Source organism: Aliiglaciecola sp. SL4 (assembly GCF_041538045.1).
Lineage (GTDB): Bacteria > Pseudomonadota > Gammaproteobacteria > Enterobacterales > Alteromonadaceae > Aliiglaciecola.
In genome coordinates this window covers 161,964-181,734 of the sequence record NZ_JBGOSE010000007.1, presented here as the reverse complement: position 1 = coordinate 181,734, position 19,771 = coordinate 161,964, and the positions used below count along the sequence as shown (strand labels likewise).

Annotated in this window: 10 protein-coding genes and 2 pseudogenes; 9 read left to right on the top strand and 3 right to left on the bottom strand. The window is 42.1% G+C overall.

Going from position 1 to position 19,771, the window contains the following annotated elements:
- Positions 1-109 precede the first annotated feature (109 nt).
- From AB6T38_RS12355 to AB6T38_RS12335, 5 genes and pseudogenes are all read left to right on the top strand, one after another.
- Positions 110-1,241: pseudogene (locus tag AB6T38_RS12355) on the top strand (enolase C-terminal domain-like protein).
- A 49-nt stretch (positions 1,242-1,290) separates the two neighbouring features.
- A complete protein-coding gene (locus AB6T38_RS12350) occupies positions 1,291-2,430 on the top strand; it encodes a Gfo/Idh/MocA family protein (protein WP_372547608.1) in 1,140 nt (379 codons plus the stop codon).
- Positions 2,431-2,441: 11 nt separating this feature from the next.
- Positions 2,442-4,205 (top strand): transporter, encoded by a 1,764-nt coding sequence (locus AB6T38_RS12345; RefSeq protein WP_372547607.1) that lies wholly within the window; start codon positions 2,442-2,444, stop codon positions 4,203-4,205.
- Between the two features lie 48 nt (positions 4,206-4,253).
- Positions 4,254-5,099 (top strand): hypothetical protein, encoded by an 846-nt coding sequence (locus AB6T38_RS12340; protein ID WP_372547606.1) that lies wholly within the window; start codon positions 4,254-4,256, stop codon positions 5,097-5,099.
- A gap of 99 nt (positions 5,100-5,198) precedes the next feature.
- Positions 5,199-7,007, top strand: coding sequence for a DUF885 family protein (locus AB6T38_RS12335; protein ID WP_372547605.1), 1,809 nt, complete (start codon positions 5,199-5,201; stop codon positions 7,005-7,007).
- A 530-nt stretch (positions 7,008-7,537) separates the two neighbouring features.
- Here the strand turns inward: AB6T38_RS12335 and AB6T38_RS12330 are convergent.
- Together AB6T38_RS12330 and AB6T38_RS12325 are read right to left on the bottom strand one after the other, a co-directional pair.
- Positions 7,538-8,653: pseudogene (locus AB6T38_RS12330) on the bottom strand (TonB-dependent receptor domain-containing protein); the annotation flags it as partial.
- Positions 8,654-8,665: 12 nt separating this feature from the next.
- Positions 8,666-10,540, bottom strand: coding sequence for a TonB-dependent receptor plug domain-containing protein (locus tag AB6T38_RS12325; protein ID WP_372547604.1), 1,875 nt, complete (start codon positions 10,538-10,540; stop codon positions 8,666-8,668).
- A gap of 671 nt (positions 10,541-11,211) precedes the next feature.
- Between AB6T38_RS12325 and uxuA the strand changes: the two genes are divergently transcribed.
- The 4 genes from uxuA (at position 11,212) to AB6T38_RS12305 (ending at position 16,456) form a co-directional block, all read left to right on the top strand.
- Positions 11,212-12,426: a mannonate dehydratase gene (gene uxuA / locus AB6T38_RS12320; protein ID WP_372547603.1), complete on the top strand. Its 1,215-nt coding sequence runs from the start codon at positions 11,212-11,214 to the stop codon at positions 12,424-12,426.
- Positions 12,423-13,496 (top strand): class I mannose-6-phosphate isomerase, encoded by a 1,074-nt coding sequence (locus tag AB6T38_RS12315; RefSeq protein ID WP_372547602.1) that lies wholly within the window; start codon positions 12,423-12,425, stop codon positions 13,494-13,496. The genes uxuA and AB6T38_RS12315 overlap by 4 nt, the downstream gene beginning before the upstream one ends.
- 222 nt (positions 13,497-13,718) lie before the next feature.
- The gene (locus AB6T38_RS12310) at positions 13,719-14,837 is read left to right on the top strand and encodes an NRAMP family divalent metal transporter (protein WP_372547601.1); all 1,119 of its coding nucleotides are present in this window, start codon (positions 13,719-13,721) and stop codon (positions 14,835-14,837) included.
- 359 nt (positions 14,838-15,196) lie between these two features.
- Positions 15,197-16,456 (top strand): beta-propeller fold lactonase family protein, encoded by a 1,260-nt coding sequence (locus AB6T38_RS12305; RefSeq protein WP_372547600.1) that lies wholly within the window; start codon positions 15,197-15,199, stop codon positions 16,454-16,456.
- A gap of 135 nt (positions 16,457-16,591) precedes the next feature.
- On the opposite strand, the gene AB6T38_RS12300 is transcribed toward AB6T38_RS12305, so the two are convergent.
- On the bottom strand, positions 16,592-19,660 hold the full coding sequence (locus tag AB6T38_RS12300) for a DUF748 domain-containing protein (RefSeq protein WP_372547599.1): 3,069 nt from the start codon (positions 19,658-19,660) through the stop codon (positions 16,592-16,594).
- Between the last annotated feature and the right edge of the window lie 111 nt (positions 19,661-19,771).

The window sequence follows — 19,771 nt, the reverse complement described above, 5'->3', positions numbered from 1 at the left end:
GTATCACTGTTTTTTATTTTGTTAATGGAAAGTTGACATACTGCAGCACTATGCTAAATCAATCAACTAAACCGGTTTAGTAAACTTATCTGCAAAGAGAGAATATCAGTTGAAAATTAAAGAAATCAAAGTATTTGTTTGTAGCCCCGGCAGAAATTTTGTCACGGTGAAAATCATTACTGATGCAGGCATACATGGCATCGGCGATGCTACCCTCAATGGTCGCGAAATGGCAGTGGTTAGTTATTTAGAAGAGCATGTTGCACCTTGTTTGATTGGTCGTAATGCCCATGATATCGAAGATATTTGGCAGTATTTATATAAAGGTGTTTATTGGCGTAAAGGGCCAGTGAACATGGCAGCTGTAGCAGCTATAGATATGGCGCTTTGGGACATAAAAGGAAAAGCTGCAGGCTTTCCGGTTTATCAGTTATTAGGTGGCAAGAGCAGACAAGGGGTAACACTTTATGCCCACGCCAGTGGTGAAGACATTGAAGATACCCTAGATAAAACCGAAGAGTTGATTAACCAAGGTTTTAAAGCGGTTAGATTGCAATCTGCAGTGCCTGGCTTAAATGTCACCTACGGTGTGTTGGGCGATAAAAAAGATTACTATGAATTACAGGGTAATCGTCCTTTACCTCCTGAAGAAGCTTGGTCTACGCAAAAATATTTTAATATGATTGTCGATCTTTTTGCCCAAGCCAGAGAACGTTTTGGCAATGATGTTCTTGGAAGATGCATCCATTGCTGAGAATCAAGACAGTTATAAAGTCATCAGACAGCACACCACTACGCCACTGGCGATTGGTGAAACCTACAATACTATTTGGGATTGTAAGGATTTAATTCAAAACCAGTTAATTGATTACCTTCGAGCTGCGGCTACCCATGCAGGCGGCATTACCGCGTTGAGACGCATGGCTGACTTTGCCAGTATTTACAACGTCAAAACGGCCCCCCATGGAGCCCCTGATTTGTCGCCAGTTTGTTTTGCTGCCCACATGCACCTTAATATTTGGGCACCTAACTTTGGTATTCAAGAGTTCGTCGGCCTAGGTAACGAGCAATTAAAACAAATTTTTAAACATCAAATTAAAGTAGAACAAGGTATGGCGTATGTAAGTGACGCCCCAGGTCTAGGGATTGAGTTTGATGAAGAAGAAGCGAGTAAATATCCCTATAAACGTTCTTATCTTCCCGTTAGTAGATTAGAAGATGGAACCATTTGGAATTGGTAATCCAGTTCTACTTTTTTGAATTTAAACGTTGTTAAGTTGGAGACACAACATGAGCAAAAAGATAAGCGTATTAGTATTCGGCACCGGATTTGCGGGCCAAGGGCATGCAGAAGCATTTCGAGATATGGGTGCCGAAGTTGTAGGGATCGTAGGTAGAACACAAAGTGTCGTTGAGCAAGTAGCCAAAGACATGAACATCCCATATGCGGGCACAGATTGGCAAAAAGCCTTACAAGATTGTCAACCCGATGTGGTCTCTATTGCCACCCCAGGAGGCGCTCACGTTGAAGCCATTACCGCTGCCATTGAATATGGCTGCCACGTATTCTGTGATAAACCGTTAACTGAAAGTGGTGAAACCTCCAAACAACTATACGACTTAGCCGTTGCCAAAAATGTTAAAACTGCCTTTGCGGCAAGCTTCCGTTATATGCCTGATGTGATCCACGCCAAACGCTTGGTTGAAGCCGGCGCTATCGGTGAGCCTTTGGAAGTTGAATGTATATCCCACTTCAATTTAGAACGAGATATTCCCTTTGGTTGGTCACATCGCAAAGAACATGGCGGCGGTCGATTAAACAACAACTTCACCCATAAACTTTCTATTGTGACCTCTATCGTCGGTGAAAAAATCCTTTCGATTATGGGCGAAGTACGGGACGATTTAGGTAAAGCGCCTATCGTTGAAGGTGTGCATAACTTCAAAAAACGTCGCGATTTCATCCCCAGCGATTTAAATGACCCAGAGCTCAAGTGGGGCGAATCCAATGTGGAATGGACTTATACCGTGTTGGCGAAAATCGAAAGTGACATGGCTAAAAATCCAGTATCCGTATTATTTAAACACGGTGGGTTACACCCTCGCTTCAACGAAGATCATGTTGTTATTTATGGTAGTGAAGGCGCTATCTATATTAAAGGTCACTATGCAAGCGGTCCCTTGTACGTCCATGACAAAGCCAATGGGTGGCAAGAACTTGCGTTACCAGAAGACATTGCTAATAACGTACCTGATGCTGAAGGCGACACTGAGAAGAATTGGCGTTACCTCATCAGAGAGTTGTTAAGCGACATTAAAGGTGAAGAGGTTGCCCCTTACCAAACATTCAAAGAAGGTAGCCAATATCAGCAACTAATCGATTTAATCCGTAAAAATGACAATTGGGTTGACGTTAGTCATCTGCAATAAAAGGCTTACTCATGTTATATGAATATATCGTTATTGCCGGATATTTTACCTTAGTCATCGGCATTGGCTTTACGTTTAAAAAAATGGCGGCCAACTCCACCAGTGATTATTTTCGCGGCGGCGGTCGTATGCTCTGGTGGATGGTAGGTTCAACTGCGTTTATGGCGCAGTTCTCTGCTTGGACATTTACTGGTGGAGCTGGAAAAGCCTTCACTGATGGCTTTTCCATCAGCTTAGTATTTTTTGCTAATACCTTTGCATATTTTTGCGGCTGGGCGTTTTTTGCAGCGCGCTTTCGTCAAATGCGCGTTGACACCCCTACCGAAGGAATTAAGCGACGTTTTGGCCATCAAAACGAACAGTTTTTCTCTTGGGCATTGATTGCTTTTAGCTTTATCAATGCTGGCGTTTGGCTCAATGCGCTAGGCGTGTTCACCAGCGTGGTGTTTGACGCTGATGTGAGCACCACCATTATCGCCACCGGCCTAACGGTATTATTCGTATCGGTATTATCTGGTGCATGGGGAGTGGTTGCCTCTGACTTTGTACAAACCCTCGTGGTTGCCGTCATTTCTGTTGCCTGTGCCATTATTGCCCTGATTAACGTGGGCGGCCCCACTGCGATGATAGAAAACTTCCCGGTAGACTTTGTGATGGGCCCAGATATGAACTACGGCCTAATTTTAGTGGCCACCTTTGTATTTTTCCTCGCCAAACAAATGATCACCATCATGAACATGCATGATTCATTTCGCTTTTTGAATGCGAAAGATTCTGACAATGCCCGTAAAGCGGCACTGCTGGCCATGGTACTGATGGGCGTAGGCAGTATTATTTGGTTTATACCCCCTTGGGCGTCTGCCACCTTATACCCTGATGCAGCTGCTGCTTATCCTGAATTAGGTAACAAAGCCGCTGATGCCGTGTATTTAGTGTTTACCCGCAATGCTATGCCGGTGGGCACAGTTGGACTCTTGTTGGCCGGTTTGTTTGCCGCCACTATGTCTTCCATGGACTCTGCCTTGAATAAAAATTCGGGCATATTTGTGCGCAGTATATATCAGCCCTTTTTGACCAAAAGAAACAAAGATGTCAGCGATAAGCACATGCTTACCATCAGTCAAATTGTCAGCTTTATCAGTGGTATTTTGGTAATCGCCGTGGCCTTATTCTTTAAATCCTTAAAAGAACTTAGCTTGTTCGATTTGATGATGAATGTGTCAACTATGATCCAAGTTCCCTTGCTGATCCCACTTATTTTTGGTTTGTTTATCAAAAAGACTCCTCAGTGGGCCCCATGGGCAACAGTGGTCGTGGGTTTGTTCGTATCATGGTTTGCTGCAAATATATTCACACCACAAGTGCTGGCTGATTTGCTTGGCATGGAACAAGAGTTTACTCGCCGTGAATCCATCGATATAAACTTGATGATCACTATTGGTGGACACCTACTTATCACTGCTAGCTTCTTCTGTTTATCCAGCCTGTTTTATTCAGAGAAAAAGGATCAACATATCAGTGAAAGAGAATTGTTTTTTGAAGATCTTGAAATGCCCTTTATTGCTGACTTTGAACAAGACGAATTTGACCGTCAACAGCGGAGCAAGCTCGGTTCCATGGTGATGTATATGGGAGTTGGCGTCTTTGCAATGATGTTGATTCCGAATCCAATGTGGGGACGTTTGGTGTTTGTCTGTTGTGCACTAACCATTCTTACTGTCGGCTTTTTATTGAAAAGAAGCGCTAGCTCTAAAAAAGTAGTAAGCACCGCATAAGCGGTGCTATTGCTTCTATTTTAACGAATTATTACACGAGCAAACTCTATGTTTTCAAAATTAAAATTTGTTTTTATTGCCAGTGGTCTTCTGCTACTCGCCGCTTGCAAACCAGCTATTGAAGAAAAGCATGAAGAAAAGCCAGTCACCCTAAGCCATGGTGTGGATGAGTCTGCAGGTGGACTAGAAGCCTATATAGTCAAAATTGAAAATGCTACTTTTTATCTAGAAAAACAAGGTGGTGGCCTATCCAGTATGCTTGATAAAGATGGTGTAGATTGGATTGGCTTCCATGATGAAAAAGGTTCAGGCTGGAAAGGCGAGTATCGTGGTTTTCCCAATGCCATCCATAAACAGGATGGTAATTACTTTCATGCTATGAATGCAGGAACAGATCCAGCCACATCAGTGGTAGAGATCGAAAGTGATAAACATGTTCGTATCACATTTACTTCAGAAAATGGGCAATGGCAAGGTCAGTGGGATTTTTACCCCGACCGTTGTGACTTTAGCATGAAAAAAGTCAGTGAAGGCTATAAATATTGGGTGCAATATGAAGGCGTACCCGGTGGAGAGATGGACGAAACTGATTTCTGGTATGCCTCTGTCGATGAGCTACAACATCCCATCAATGAAGCTTTTATTGGTGATCTTCCCTCGCCAGAATGGTTTGCTTTTGGCGATGTGAGTACCTCTAGAGTGTTGTATTTATTACACCACCAAGATGATGCACATCCGGATGATTACGTCAGCCGACCTTATATGACAGTGCTAGGATTTGGTCGACATGAAAAAGATAAATTCCTATCCACACCATCAACATTTTCCATTGGGTTTATCGAGTCATCAACATATGACAAGGTGGAGTCCGAAGTTAAAGCCATACTTCAGTAATTTCATAAAAACGCTATTGTATATGACTTAGCGAGCAAGTTGATTATCCCCTGTCATTCCTCTAGGATGGTTAAAAACCAACCAAAAAGGAATGCAGGGATGTCGACAAAACAATTATTAAAAACAGGATTACTTGTAATACTAATGGGTGGTTGCGCCGGCCACACCCAAATCAATGTGCAATCCGTTGCACCAGCACCAGTCTCATCAAATGTTGACCAACAATTTAAACAGCTAATGGAAGATGACTGGCAATACACCATGGAGACATACCCAGACTTTGCCAGCTATCTGGGTTTGGGGAATGATGAGCTTAACAGTCGCTGGCGAGATATGAGCCTAGAAGCTCTCCATCAGACTAACCTGCATTACCAAGATACCTTAAAACAAATCAACGCTATTGATCCGAATCAGCTGTCGGCAGGGGACAAAACCAATTATCAGCTGTTTAAATGGCAGCTGGAAATGTCCATTGAAGAGCACAAATATAAGTCGTATCTTATGCCGATAGACCAAAATCAAGGGGTGCAAACCTTGGACGACATGGCCAACTTCGTGTCGCTAAGTTCGGTCAAAGACTATGAAAATTGGCTAACAAGACTGGAAAAAATCCCCAAGCTACTAGAGCAAAATCAAACCTTAATGGAAACCGGTATTTCCCAGGGCATAATGCCTTCCCGCGATACTATGCTACGTATCCCTGCGCAAATTAAAAAGCAGCTTGTAGAACAGCCGGAACAGAGTCTTTTTTATAAGCCATTTGCCAATATCAATGACAGCATAGCCGAAAATGAAAAAGCACGACTGCAACAACAAGCCAAGAGCATTATTACTGATCAAATCGTGCCTGCTTATGGGGCATTTTATGAATTTTTTGTTGAACAATATTTACCAGCCACCCGTGCGAGCCACGGCCTATGGGATACCCCCAACGGAAAGGCTTCTTACGAACAAAAAGTACGTTATTTTACCACCACAGAGCTCACCCCAGATGAAATCCATCAGATAGGCTTAGATGAAGTTGCCCGTAACCATGCTGAGATGGACAAGGTGATGGAAGAAACCGGTTTTGACGGCACTTTTGATGAGTTTGTTAACTTTTTACGTACAGATCCACAATTTTATTATGAAACGCCTGAGGATCTGTTTGAGGCTTACCTTGCAATCAGCAAACGTATCGACCCAGAGATAGTCAAATTATTTGGTAAACTTCCTCGCATGCCCTATGGCTTAAAAGCTATCCCTGATGCGGTTGCCCCTGATTCGACTACTGCATATTACAACCCGCCCGCCGCAGATGGTTCCCGTGCAGGTTATTATTATGTGAACTTATATCAACCAGAAACCCGTCCCAAATATGAAATGGAAGTACTGAGCGTACACGAAGCTGTACCAGGACATCATCTGCAACTGGCGTTACAAATGGAAATGGATGAAATGCCAGCATTCCGCCGCTTTCTAAACTTCACGGTGTTTGTGGAAGGATGGGGCCTTTACAGCGAACGCCTAGGCTATGATTTAGGTTTGTATAAAGACCCCTATTCTCGGTTTGGTCAACTAACCTATGACATGTGGCGCTCCATTCGTTTAGTGGTAGATACGGGCATACATTACAAAGGTTGGACACGACAACAAGCCATCGATTATTTCAAAGCCAATGCCGCTAAAAGTGAAGCTGATATTATCAACGAAATCGATCGCTACATTTCCTGGCCAGGCCAAGCTCTTGCTTACAAAATTGGCCAGTTAAAAATGCTGGAGCTGCGCGAACGAGCCCAAAATGAGTTAGGTGATAAATTCAATATAAAGGCTTTTCACGATACTTTGTTAGGCAGCGGTTCAATACCTCTATCGGTATTAGAGGCGAATATCGAAAATTGGATAGAGTCGGTAAAATCCTCTAAATAACCCTTACAAGAAAGCAGCTGCTACAAACATCTTAAAAATGTAAATATCAACAACGATTCCCCCCCGTTGTTGATATTTCCATAATCACACAGTAAATTTCAATCGAATCAAGACCCCGTCTCATTTACTGCCGTTCACTTATTTGGATAGATTCCCCTTACAGCAATTTATCACTGGTTAGCAAAGTGTAATACTGCTCTTTAAAAAGGTAGTCATAAAATTTAAGTACGTCGAATATAGGAAAGCCAGAGTTATCTCTATAGCTGCCAACTTTGCAAGAAGCTATCCAGCAATTGTTCCCTACTAACACTTCCGCGAAACAATAGCGAACCTAGAGTGAACCCCTTAAAGATCATGGAGTAGAGCGCATGGGATAAATGCAATGGCCCTGCACTTGCGGATATAAAACCTAAGCCGGATTGCTAAGGCTAGAAACTAAAAAAGCAAGCCATCAGGCTTGCTTTTATCATCATATATTTATCTAACGATTGCCGTTTATTAACGGCAACCTAGAGTAGATTTTACTTACCTTAGAAGCGGTAGCTAGCTCCAAGGGTAATTCTGCGGTCTGTTAAACCTTGGTAACAAAGCAACGCACCTTCATTGATACAAGATTGTTCAACTTCTGATTCCGTTAAGTTCACGGCTTCAATACCTACGTTGAATTGCTCATTAATATCGTAATTTACGCTAGCGTTAAGTTGACCTCTGTCTTCTTGAACCACTGGGAAACCCCAAGGCAAGCTAGACGTACTACCGAAGTCAGTTGAACGGTAGCCTTCACGCCATGTGTAACGCATACGAGCTGACAAACCATACTTTTCATAGTACAAAGTAAAGTTATAAGAGTTTTCAGACAAGTCAAGTAGTCCTTGAACTGCTGACACATCAATATCTTCAACACCAGTGGATAGAGCAAACACTGCATTTGCACGACTTGTAGCAGAATCTTCAGCTTCACCACCTGAGAACTCTTGAATAGTGTAGTTGAAAATCACACCAAAGCCAGAAGCCCAACCTAGGTCGTCTTCAAAGCTCGCTAAATCGTACTGAACAGCAAACTCAATACCTTTCTGAGTCGTTTCACCACTATCATTAATTTTCTGTGACGTAGGTACACAAACACCTGTACCTATTGGACCGAATACATTGATATCAGCAATAGGGTTGAAGATACCACCTTGTTCACAAGGATCGGTAATATCACGGAAACCAGTTTCTGGATCTTCATACGGGTCTTCTTGTTGAGTTACGTGCAAGTCAGAACGTTTTTTATGGAAAATACCAAGGCTAACCATACTTGCTTCAGCAAAATACCATTCTGCAGATAGGTCAAATGAAGTTACTTCTTCTGGAACCAATCCTGGGTTGCCTAACTGTACAGCTGGGTTTGGACTGGTAGAGAAAGTGTAAGATGTTGAAAGGTCATCGAAATCAGGACGTCTAATATCCTTACCCCACCCCATACGAACAACAACATCATCGTGGACATCAGCTACTACGTTAATACGTGGTAACACGAAGTCGTAATCGCTTTCTGTAGTTACAGCAGTAACCACATCGTTAGTTACAGAGTTACCTCTTGAAGTCACATCAGTTTTTAAATAGCGTAAACCGAAGTTACCACGGAACATTTCGTAAGAGAAATTACCCTGAGCTTATAAAGCAGTTGTCTTTTCTTCAATATCGAAGAAGGCAGCTGAGCTAGAAGTAGGCGAGCTAATTGGACCTCGAGTTGAACCGGTAATAGCATTGTTAGCTAAAATCGCATCATTTAAGATATCCAAAACACCGTCTGGGTCTGAAGCAACTCTTTCTGCGTCGATAAGTAAGAAGTCACGAACATATAACTCTCTACCATCGGCATCATTAAAGTTAGTTGGTCCTGGTACTAACAACTCTGCGAATAAGTCACCAGTAGGGCTATCAGCAAATTCTCTTAAACCAACACTCGTGGTAATCTCATCACGAAGACTATTTACTTTACTGTAACGGAAACCAACATCCACTGAAGTCACTACACCGTCTAGGTAATAAGTGAAATCTGTACGGAATGCATCTTCACTGTTTTCTGCAACATTGTTACCAATGGCCACGTCACGTAGAACAACGTTAGCTGGGTTTAGTAATTGCTCTGTAGTAGGGCCATTTGCTTCACCAGTTGCAACACCAAACGTTAGGGCACCACCGGTTAAATCATAAATAAATGGCGTACCATTTTCGTTTGAATCATATAAATCTTCATTGCCGTTTTCTTCATTAGCATAGTGGTTTGCTAAAAGCGCTTCTGCATCTAATGGAGAGTTAGGGTTAATGAAGTTCAATGTAGTGTTGAAGCTAGGTGTAGTAGTGTCAGAGCTTGAAGAAGATAGCTCGGCACTTACTTTGAAGTTATCACCTGTCCACTCACCACCAATTCTATAGATTTCACTCTTAGTTAAACGAGAGTTAGTATCACCAGAGAAACGCAGGTTACCATCTGAACCATCTTCGTCAATAGGAATAACCCCACGAACTGCAGCTTGGATACTACCTAGGTCTTGTCCACCTAAAGAACCAAAGTTAACAGTTTCAAATTCACTAGGTGCCGCAAGGTCTTTAAGACCGCTGATACCTGATGCTTGAATTCTTGAGCTTTCTTGTCTACGTTCTTGATCGTTAATAATCGCGTCAAAGAATAACTTTAACTCTTCTCTAGGCGCCCACTCAAATGTAGCTGCGATGTTTGTCGATTCATATTCGTAGTTATCGTAATCTTGTACAAAGAATTGAATTGGTAGGTAGTCAAATTCTTGAGCACTTGCTGCTCCGCTATCTGCTGCAACAGAGTTATCTCTGTCGGCACGAGGGCGAAATGCAGTTACATCTTGCTCTGTGTAGTTAACACTTACTACTACACCAAATTCGCCGTTATCTGTATCCCAGTTGTCACCAAAGGTACCTGATAGACGAGGAGTAAAAGTACTGTCTGTTGACAAGCTACTATTCTCACCTTGAACACGGAAAGAAATTGATGTGTCATTTAATTGCAGTGGACGTATTGTTTTAAGGTTTACAGTACCACCCACAGATCCTTCGATTGTTTTAGCTTCAGGAGACTTGGTCACCTCAACTCCCGCTATAATACCAGCAGAGACATCTTCGAAACTAATACCACTGCGGCCAGCACCAGAACCTACGGTTGATACACCGTTAATTTCTGTACGGTTAGAGTTTGTACCACGGATTTGAACACCTGTACCAACACCTGCGGTCCTAGTAATCTGGATTCCGGTAACATTCTCTAAAACTTCCGCTAAGTTTTGGTCGGGTAACTTACCAATGTCTACCGCTTCAATAACTTCAACGAGATTATTTGATTCACGTTTTTCTGCTAGGGCACTAGTAAGTGAGCTACGGATACCAGTTACTTGAATAACTTCGTAGTCGTCTTCTGCGCTTGCTAGAGCATCTTGTGCAAGAGCAGATGCGTACATATTTAGCGCGGTTGCTGAAAGCATCGCTAAAGTAATTTTCGATAATCTGTGTTGCATATATTGTTCCTGTGAGTTTTATGTGTGTTTTAAGCTTACTTTTGCTGATTGAGCGTCTTCTTAAGGAATATAGTTTAGAAAAAATATAAACAAATTTATTCAGTACAAGAAACCAGCTCAAACTTACAAATAATTTACGTAATACTTACAAGTAATTTCGTAAAGGTCAACCTTTTGGTAATAAATATTTTAACAATTAATTAATACTTTGGTCTAACCAAATATCCAACCCCAATAACCAAATTTAAATAAAAACCACAAAAACAAAAAATACTACATATATTACAGCGAGTTACAAATATCTATCAATCCGAGAGAAAGTTAAGATTATGTATCCATGATTATCATTGATTTGTAATGATTTGTAATGATTTGTTCGAAAAAGAACCGAAATATAAATGTGACACCATGAAATGAGAAATGTATTGGTTGACCAATTTTCAATTATTGGATACTTTAATCTTTCCATTTTCACAATCATGCACCTTTCCAAGATGGAAGTTGACACTAATTTTAATGTGTAAAGCACGCACAGGAAGGTTACTCTAAGAAACTTTCAAAAGTAGAAACCTTACTTTAATTGGCCAAGGGAATAATCAAATACACATGGTATTGGTGGTGCAGTGAGGGTGAAAAGCTGACTTTTTTATCTTAAATTAGAGAATCTTAACATGCGTGAATCTTGGAGATGGTTCGGACCCAATGACCCCGTAACCATAAATGACATAAGACAAACAGGTGCAACTGATGTGGTCAGTGCATTACACAATATCCCAACCGGTGACGTTTGGTCGATTGACGCAATTCGCCAATATCAAGCTCTTATAGAAGACTGTGAAGATGGTCTTACGCCTCTCAAGTGGAGCGTAGTTGAGAGTATTCCTGTGCATGAAGATATAAAACTAAAACGACCTGGCCATCAAAAGTATATCGATAATTGGATTGAATCCATGGAGAATCTTGCCAAGTGTGGGATAAAGACGATTTGCTACAACTTCATGCCAGTAATCGATTGGACTCGAACAGATCTTAAATACAAACTTCCTAATGGTGCCTATGCCCTGCGCTTTGACCAGAAAAAATTCGCAGCATTCGATCTGTTTATTCTGCAAAGAGAAAATGCCGAGGCAGAATACAGCGAAGCTGAAATAGCAGAAGCGAAACAGGTCTTTGAAGCTATGTCGGCAGCCGAAAAAGAGCAGCTGACCAACAATATTATTGCCGGCCTACCGGGTAAAATGACTGATGCATATGGCTTGGATGACTTCCGTGCCATGTTAGCCAACTACAAAGATGTCACCAGTGATAGCTTACGTGAAAGTCTATTTGCTTTTCTATCACAAGTGCTTCCACGAGCCGAAGCCTTGGGCGTAAAACTCGCCATACATCCGGACGATCCACCCCGTGATATGTTAGGACTGCCACGTATTATATGTACCGCAGACGATCTCGACATTCTGTTTAATGCGCTACCTAGTCCATCCAATGGTATTACCCTATGTGTTGGTACCTACAGTAGTCGTCCAGACAACAACCTACCGGCAATGGCTAAGCAGTTTGGACCTCGTATTCACTTTTCACACCTTCGCGGTGTCAGTCGTGACCCAGAAGAGCAACGAACTTTTTACGAAGCCAGCCACCTCGATAGTGATATCGATATGATCCATGTGGTTAAAGAGTTGTTACTCGAAGAAAGTCGACGTCGACAAGCTGAAGTTAAGGATCAAGATATTTTCATCCGTCCCGACCATGGTCATCAAATGATGGATGACATCGATAAAACCGTCAATCCAGGCTACTCCGGCATTGGTCGTTTAAAAGGTCTAGCTGAAGTAAGAGGTGTTATGAGAGCCCTTTCTGCACAGTTGGAAGCGCCTTCCTCATGAAAGATATAATCAAGTTCTCAGCCAATCGTGTTTGGCGCACCTATCAAGGCGGAAAGTTACTCGATTTAATCGAAGGTAAAGAAAACCCGCAAGACTCAAGTTTCCCAGAAGATTGGATTGGTTCAACGGTAGAAGCAAGCAATATTGGCCGCGAAGACATATCTGAAGGCTTGGCAACAGTCCAGCTTGAAGATGGCTCTTCAGTGCCATTTCGTGATCTACTCAACCAAAAGCAACAACAGTTTTTAGGCTCGGTGGACGATGCTCCTCGCTCATTAGATGATATTCCTCTCGTTAAGTACTTAGACAGTGCAACTCGATTGCATTTCCAAGCGCACCCTACCCGTGAATTTGCCCAACAAAGGTTGGGGTATCCTCGTGGAAAAACTGAAGCCTATGTGATTCTTGAGATCCGCGAAGATGTAACCGATCCCTATATTTACGCTGGTTTTCAACGCTCTCCAAGTCGTGAGCAACTCAAAAAATGGATAGAAGAACAAGATATTGCTTCCATTGAAAAGTGTTTCGACCGTATACCGGTTAAACCAGGAGACGTATTCTTGCTACCTGGCGGCCGTCCCCACGCGTTGGGTGAAGGCATATTGATGTTAGAAATTATGGAACCTTCTGATTTAGCGGTAAGATTTGAGTTTGAAAGATGTGGATATGTAATCCCCGAAAAGGCGCGATTCATGGATCGTGGCATCGAAAACGCATTAGATGCATTTAACTTCTCACCTATACCACCAGAAAAAATTGACGACGAGTTTCGTTGTATTCCAGACGTGCTTATTGATGATAACTCAGGAAATACCCTTGAACAGCTAATTGGGCCAGATAAAACCCCGTGTTTTACCGTCAGACGAGCTACAGTTAAAGGCAATTTCCCACGCCAGCAAGATGCGTTTTTCATCGGTGTCGTTACCCAAGGAAGCGGTGTTTTGCGGGTTGGAAATGACGTTACCCAGTTAAATCAGTGGGACCGCTTCTTTTGCCCTGCAAAAGTGGATGATTTCGACTATGAATCAGAATCGGGAATGACGGTTTTGGAATGTTATCCGGGCGGATAGCACCATTAAAAACGGCTTCATCTTTTGCTTGGTAATTGATGAAGTCGTAACGATAACTTAGGTAGTTAAAATGCAAAATTCCTCGTAAAAATCGCTGAAACAAAAGTTCGCCCAAGGCTTAGCTCTGTTTCTACCAGGTATTTTCCTGCTCGGTTTCAATATTGGTACAGGCAGTGTTACCGCCATGGCTAAGGCTGGGGCAGACTATGGCATGTCGCTATTATGGACAATCATTGCCTCATGTTTGTGTACTTTTTCATGATCAACTTGTACGGTCGTTATACGTTGATCACTGGAGAAACAGCTCTTCAAGCCTTTAGAAAACACATACACCCTGGAGTTGGCATATTCTTCTTAGTGGCGCTCACTTTTGGAGTATGCGGCAGTGTCATGGGTGTTATGGGAATAGTGGCCGATATCTGTTACGAATGGTCAAAGTCGGCAGTCGATGGCGGTATCTCCCCCATCTACTTTGCTGGATTTTTTCTCAGCTTGGTGTACTTCATTTTTTGGAATGGTAAAACCCAGTTTTTCGAGCGCAGCCTAGCGGTGGTGGTTGCCATTATGTCGGCCTGCTTTTTGATTAACTTTTTTATCATGATGCCGCCTCCCATGGAGATTTTAAAAGGCTTAGTCCCCAGTATCCCAGAGGTAACATCGAGCTCTGACAAGGGGCCATTTTTAGTTATCGCATCAATGATTGGTACCACGGTATTTTCCGGTCTGTTTATCATCCGTACAACCTTAGTGAAAGAAGCTGGCTGGACCTTGGCTGACTACAGTAAACAACGAAATGACGCCATTTTTTCGGTATTTCTAATGTTTATTATTAGTGCTTCCATTATGGCTGCAGCAGCGGGAACCTTGTTTGTGGAAGGTATTGGTTTATCAAAAGCTTCACAAATGATCAGCATTTTAGAACCGCTAGCAGGTTCGTTGGCTACTTCAATATTTGCATTTGGTTTGATTGCCGCTGGCGTATCTTCGCAGTTTCCAAACATCCTTATGCTACCTTGGCTATTGTGCGATTATACTGGTGCAAAACGAGACATGACCCTACCCAAGTTCCGTATCATGGTATTTGCGATTTCATTATTAGGTTTGGTTGTACCGATTTTCGAAGCCCGCCCAGTATTTGTGATGATAATCTCACAAGCATTTAATGCGGTTATCCTGCCAGTGACCGTTGCCTGTATTTTCTATTTAGGGAATCGCAAAGATTTAATGAAAGAGCATACAAATACAGCCTTTGCCAATGTTATCCTCGGCGCAATATTGTTGTTCTCTATTTTTACATCAGCTGTGGGGATTAAAGGTGTTTGGCAATTAGTCTCTGGTTAAACGGTAAACATTGAGCAGCAGGTCACTGAATAATCATGTTAGTCGCAGACCTGCTGGCACACTTCTTTTGTTGAAATATACTATTTAATGCTCATCTTTCGCTTCCTGTTAAAGCATGATTCAAGTTTTCTAAATTGCCTAAAAATGTATGATATGACCCAATAGTCATTGTCCAAATGAAACAATTTCGCCCCCCCTTCCATTTAAGTCTCCTTTTATCTACATTTCAACGAAAACTAATTTTAACCTAATGCGTACTTATCTAGGATGAAGTGTATTGCTTGTTGACCCTTCGACTTTAAGCACGGTGCTATCGTCAAGCGTCACTCAAATTAACCTTTAATTTATAGGCAGCTAAGATGATTCAATCATATTTACCAACGACTAATCTGGGATTAAAGTCCCTTGGGTTGAAGGCTTTGGGGTTAAGTCTGTTTTCACTTGTTTGTGGAGTCTGTGAGGCGTTACCAACAAAAGATCAGAAAATCTCTCACAGTAGCTTGGTGTCGGTTGAACGTTATCCTGCAACTAAGCCAAATCACAAAGTCCCACAGTTCAGTGTCGATGCAAGTTGGCCTACAATGCCTGCTACCTGGATCATGGGGCAAGTACCTGGCCTAGCCGTGGATAAACAAAATAATGTGTGGGTGTTACACCGGCCTAATTCACTTGGTAGATTAGATCTTGGATTGAGTAACAACACAGGTTTGTGTTGTGAAGCTGCACCTCATGTGTTGCAGTTTTCTCCAAACGGCGAATTGCTTGATGCTTGGGGTGGTCCAGAATTAGCGCCGAGTATTGAAGGAACCAATCAATGGCCGGCTAAAGTGCACGGCCTTTATGTTGACGACAATAACACGATTTGGCTTGGGGGGAATGGTAAGGGTGACCATGTTGTATTGAACTTTACCAGTAAAGGAGAGTTCATTCGTCAGTTTGGCCAGCGGGGTAAAACCGATGGCAATTTAAGCCAAGATGCTCTAGGGAATCCAGCGGATATTTTCCATAACCATGTTAACAATCAGGTATTTATCGCCGACGGATACATCAACAAGCGTATTACCTCTTTTACTACTGACGACAACAGTTTTGACCAATTATGGGGCGCGTATGGTGGTGAACCCGGCGGTGGCACAAGACAAGGTGCTTTTGACGTGTCTCAAGCCACCAGCAACAGTGAAAATACCAGTACAGAGGCACAGAGTTTTGGCGATATAGTGCATTGTGTAACACAATCGAAAGACGGTCGTATATATGTCTGCGATCGACGCAATAACCGTATTCAAGTGTTTAAAGCTAATGCCGACGGTAAAATTGAATTCCTCCAAGATGTGATTATTGCTGGCGATACTGGCGGTTTAGGAACAGCTTCAGATATCGATTTTTCCCCCGACAATAAATATATGTACGTGGCAGATATGATGAACGGGCGTATATGGATCCTATGGCATGATAATTATGAAGTACTCGGCAGTTTTGGTCGCCCAGGGCGCTATCCAGGACAATTTACTTGGCTTCACAGCGTCGTAGTAGACGGCGACGGCAATCTATATACCTCAGAAGTCAGCTCTGGCAGACGGGTTCAGAAGTTTGTGCTTACTGGGTTCGATGCTAAGTAGGTTAGCGCGGCGAGTTAGGTTTAATCAATTCAAGCTTGCTCACTCAGGTGAGTAGCAAGCTTGATTCACTGCTAGGTGTAAACTGATTTCCTTAGTTCGCTTTCAGCGTCAGGGTTACGCCACTCTGGTCACTGGCTAAGTGTTGACGACTATTGAGCAAAAATAACCTGTTGGGTTCATTCCATTACTAGTTAAAAAGAGTTTAACTGATTTGGCCCTATCTTCGGCAAGCTTAGCTAATTCATGGCGAGGAATTTCGATTGTACTTCGAACTTGATTGTACATTGCAATCATCAACCCTTGTTCTAATTCCTCCGCTGGAATGACTTTTTCACTATCCTGAGTTTGCAGCTTAGCTTTTACTAGCTGTCTTTGTTCTTCAACATCTTGTTTTGTGCTTGTAGTAAACAAGGTTTTTAAAGCCTCGGCAATTGGACCTGAAATTGGCACTGTGGAGGGGCCAAAATTCTCAGGCAAGACTGTTTGATTGGAAAGCTCCAATAATTGTTTTTGTAACTTCTGCTCCGCCAGTTCATAGGCATCGCTCACTTCGTTCACCGTACCTTCAATATCAACACTTAGACCTGGACGTTTTGCCAAGGCTTCAGCCAAAGTAGTCAATGTTTTGGTAGCGCTTTCGTCTAGCTCGGCTGAACCGTCAGTAAAGAGAACTTTATTGAGTTCATCCTCACTGCCTACTAAATTGGCCAATAAAGAAAAAGGTGCGGTTACCGCTTTGGTGATAATGTTGCCTAAGGCTTTGAATATAATTGAGCCGAAACCAAAACTCGGATTATTTAAGTCTCCGGAGACTTCCATTCCCAGATCAATTACGCCGTTGGAGTCTTGTAACAAAGCAATTGCTAGTGATAAGGGTAAACTAACCGCCTGATCCGAATTGGTTTTACGACCCAAGGTAAGTTGGTCAATAACAAGCTGATTGTCCCCCACTAACTGGTTATTTTCGAGCTGATAATTCACATTTAGTGACAGTAAACCTTTGTCAATAAAGTGCCCCATATAAGTACCAGAATAGGGGTTAACAAACGTCAGTTCAGCGCCATCAACGGAAAAATTCAAATCTAGATACATTTGCTCAATCAGGGGATTAACTTCACCTTTAAGTAACACTGGTGCGTAGCCATCTATTTTCCCCATTAAATCAACATTCGCTGCGGTACCTGGTGTAGAGGAAAGTGAAGTTATGTTGCCATTTAAGGTTTCAATACCGGCGGCAAAAGGCGCTTTTAAAGAGTTGTCTTCGAAATAAGCACTGCCATCATTTATTGTAATATCGCCAATTTGAATGGCCATAAGATTAGACTGCACATTTTCAGCATTTTGCTGCTCATCAGCTTCTATTTGCGGAGCTGGAATGGAAGACGGGCTATCTTCTGTCTCTGCTGTCGAATCAGCATCGTTTGAAGCACTTTCAACCAAAATGTCGCCGATATTGGTTTGTTTGTCTTGGTAAATAATGAACTTGCTAAAGGGTTGATCAAACACAACAGTTTGTATTGAAAGTTGATTTTCCATTGACTGATATTGAATACCTTGAATATTCAGATCCTGCCATTTAAGTAAGGGCTGTTGTTGTAACCCATCAATTACCTTTAAATTAGCAATATTGGCTTCGCCGCTAAACGTTATTGGACTACTGCTACCGGCTTCAAATGATCCCGAAAGCGCTGCGATCCCATCTTGTACGGTCGCATTTACATATGGAAGTAAATAGGATTGAAGTTGGTTTAAAGCAAATTGTTTCATTTCAAACCCAGCAGAGATCTGCTCAGCGGAGACATTAACTTCCCCTTCACTATTAAAATAACCAGACGCCATTTCCGGATACGAGGTAACATCTCCCCCTACAGCTAACCCTAGGTTAAATTCGATGGGTACTTCAAACTTAGTATCAACCATACCGGTAGCGATATTGAAATCAAATACTCGCCAAAACATCCCTTCGGACACAAGCGTTTCCTTAACTTGAATATCTCCCCCGTTTAGGGCGAAAGACTGCAAGATCACCCGCCAGTTGGACTCCTCACCTTGATTTTGTGAAGACCCTTTTTCCTGCGGAGGTAAAGCATTGGCTTGCGTTGATGTAGCAGAGGTAGACGGCATAAACATAGCTTGTAAATCTAAACCTTGCTTATCAAAGTTAGTGTCAATCCAAGGCTGATTAATAATAATTTCAGCCACATCAATTTGTTCAGAGTCGGTGTCCAAGTTAAGATTGTTTATGCTCACTTGTGCCACTGTAATTCGCGGCTTAGTGCTATCAGATATTGCCAAATTAGATAATGATAATTGCGTGTCATTGGCGCGAAAGCGAATTCCTTCACTCCCTTCCGACAGATGATAGTTGGCATAAAACGCCAATAAACCATCAGTTAATTGGGCTTCAATTAGATCATCCGATAAGGGCCATATAGGAGCGAGAGCAATGGCAGAAAGGGCTATATTTCCCTTAATTTCAAAGGGTGCTAATTGGACTTGACCAGCAAAACCAATAGTTCCACCCTCAGCAGTTTCGATCTGCACGTCATAATGATTATCAGCAGTCACTTTATCTTGTTGTTGAGTTACTGTAGATAATGCCGCAAGGGTATCAAAATCGGTAACGTCAAAAGCTAGGTTAGGAAATGCAATATTAGTTGCGGATACATCATCAGAGAATAATATTTGTCCCCCTGCCAGCACCATGTTACTTACTCTTAAGTGAGGAATTTCAGAGTCTTTTTTGGTAGTTTCATCCTGGCTATTATCGTTACTTAAATTCTCAAGGATGTCAGAAAAGTTAAACTGGGTTTGTTCACCACCAGTCAATCTTGCTAAATGTACATACGGCTCTTTTATAGACAGGCTTTCTAAAGTTGGTGTGAGGTGTATCAGGGTCTGCCAAAAACCAGCATCAACTTCCAATAAAGAAACTTTAACAAAAAGTTCGTCACTTTTATCCTCTTCAATCACGAAGTTTGAGACACGAACCCGCAGTAAAAATGGATTTATTCTTACTTTCTCAATACTGACAACTCGTTGAAATTTATCACTCAATATTTGCGGTAATTGAGATTGCAAAATCAGAGGGGTTAACAAGCCTAAAATTAATGCATAAATGAAATATACGCTTAATAGATAAGTGCTTATTCGCAACCATTTAGGCTGTTTACGAAATGCTGAAAATAAATTTCTAAGGGACATAATATTGGTTTTACAACGTTGTCAGAAGGGAATAAACGCCCTGTATGCAATGAGCAAACAGGGCGTAAAGTATACTGAGTAACACCTTTGGAAATAGTGTTATTTATATTA

Bases quoted from the DNA above. Each gene is read 5' to 3' on its own strand.
- AB6T38_RS12350 (WP_372547608.1), top strand. From the start codon at position 1,291: ATGAGCAAAAAGATAAGCGTATTAGTATTCGGCACCGGATTTGCGGGC.
- AB6T38_RS12345 (WP_372547607.1), top strand. From the start codon at position 2,442: ATGTTATATGAATATATCGTTATTGCCGGATATTTTACCTTAGTCATC.
- AB6T38_RS12340 (WP_372547606.1), top strand. From the start codon at position 4,254: ATGTTTTCAAAATTAAAATTTGTTTTTATTGCCAGTGGTCTTCTGCTA.
- AB6T38_RS12335 (WP_372547605.1), top strand. From the start codon at position 5,199: ATGTCGACAAAACAATTATTAAAAACAGGATTACTTGTAATACTAATG.
- AB6T38_RS12325 (WP_372547604.1), bottom strand. From the start codon at position 10,540: ATGCAACACAGATTATCGAAAATTACTTTAGCGATGCTTTCAGCAACC.
- uxuA (WP_372547603.1), top strand. From the start codon at position 11,212: ATGCGTGAATCTTGGAGATGGTTCGGACCCAATGACCCCGTAACCATA.
- AB6T38_RS12315 (WP_372547602.1), top strand. From the start codon at position 12,423: ATGAAAGATATAATCAAGTTCTCAGCCAATCGTGTTTGGCGCACCTAT.
- AB6T38_RS12310 (WP_372547601.1), top strand. From the start codon at position 13,719: ATGGACAATCATTGCCTCATGTTTGTGTACTTTTTCATGATCAACTTG.
- AB6T38_RS12305 (WP_372547600.1), top strand. From the start codon at position 15,197: ATGATTCAATCATATTTACCAACGACTAATCTGGGATTAAAGTCCCTT.
- AB6T38_RS12300 (WP_372547599.1), bottom strand. From the start codon at position 19,660: ATGTCCCTTAGAAATTTATTTTCAGCATTTCGTAAACAGCCTAAATGG.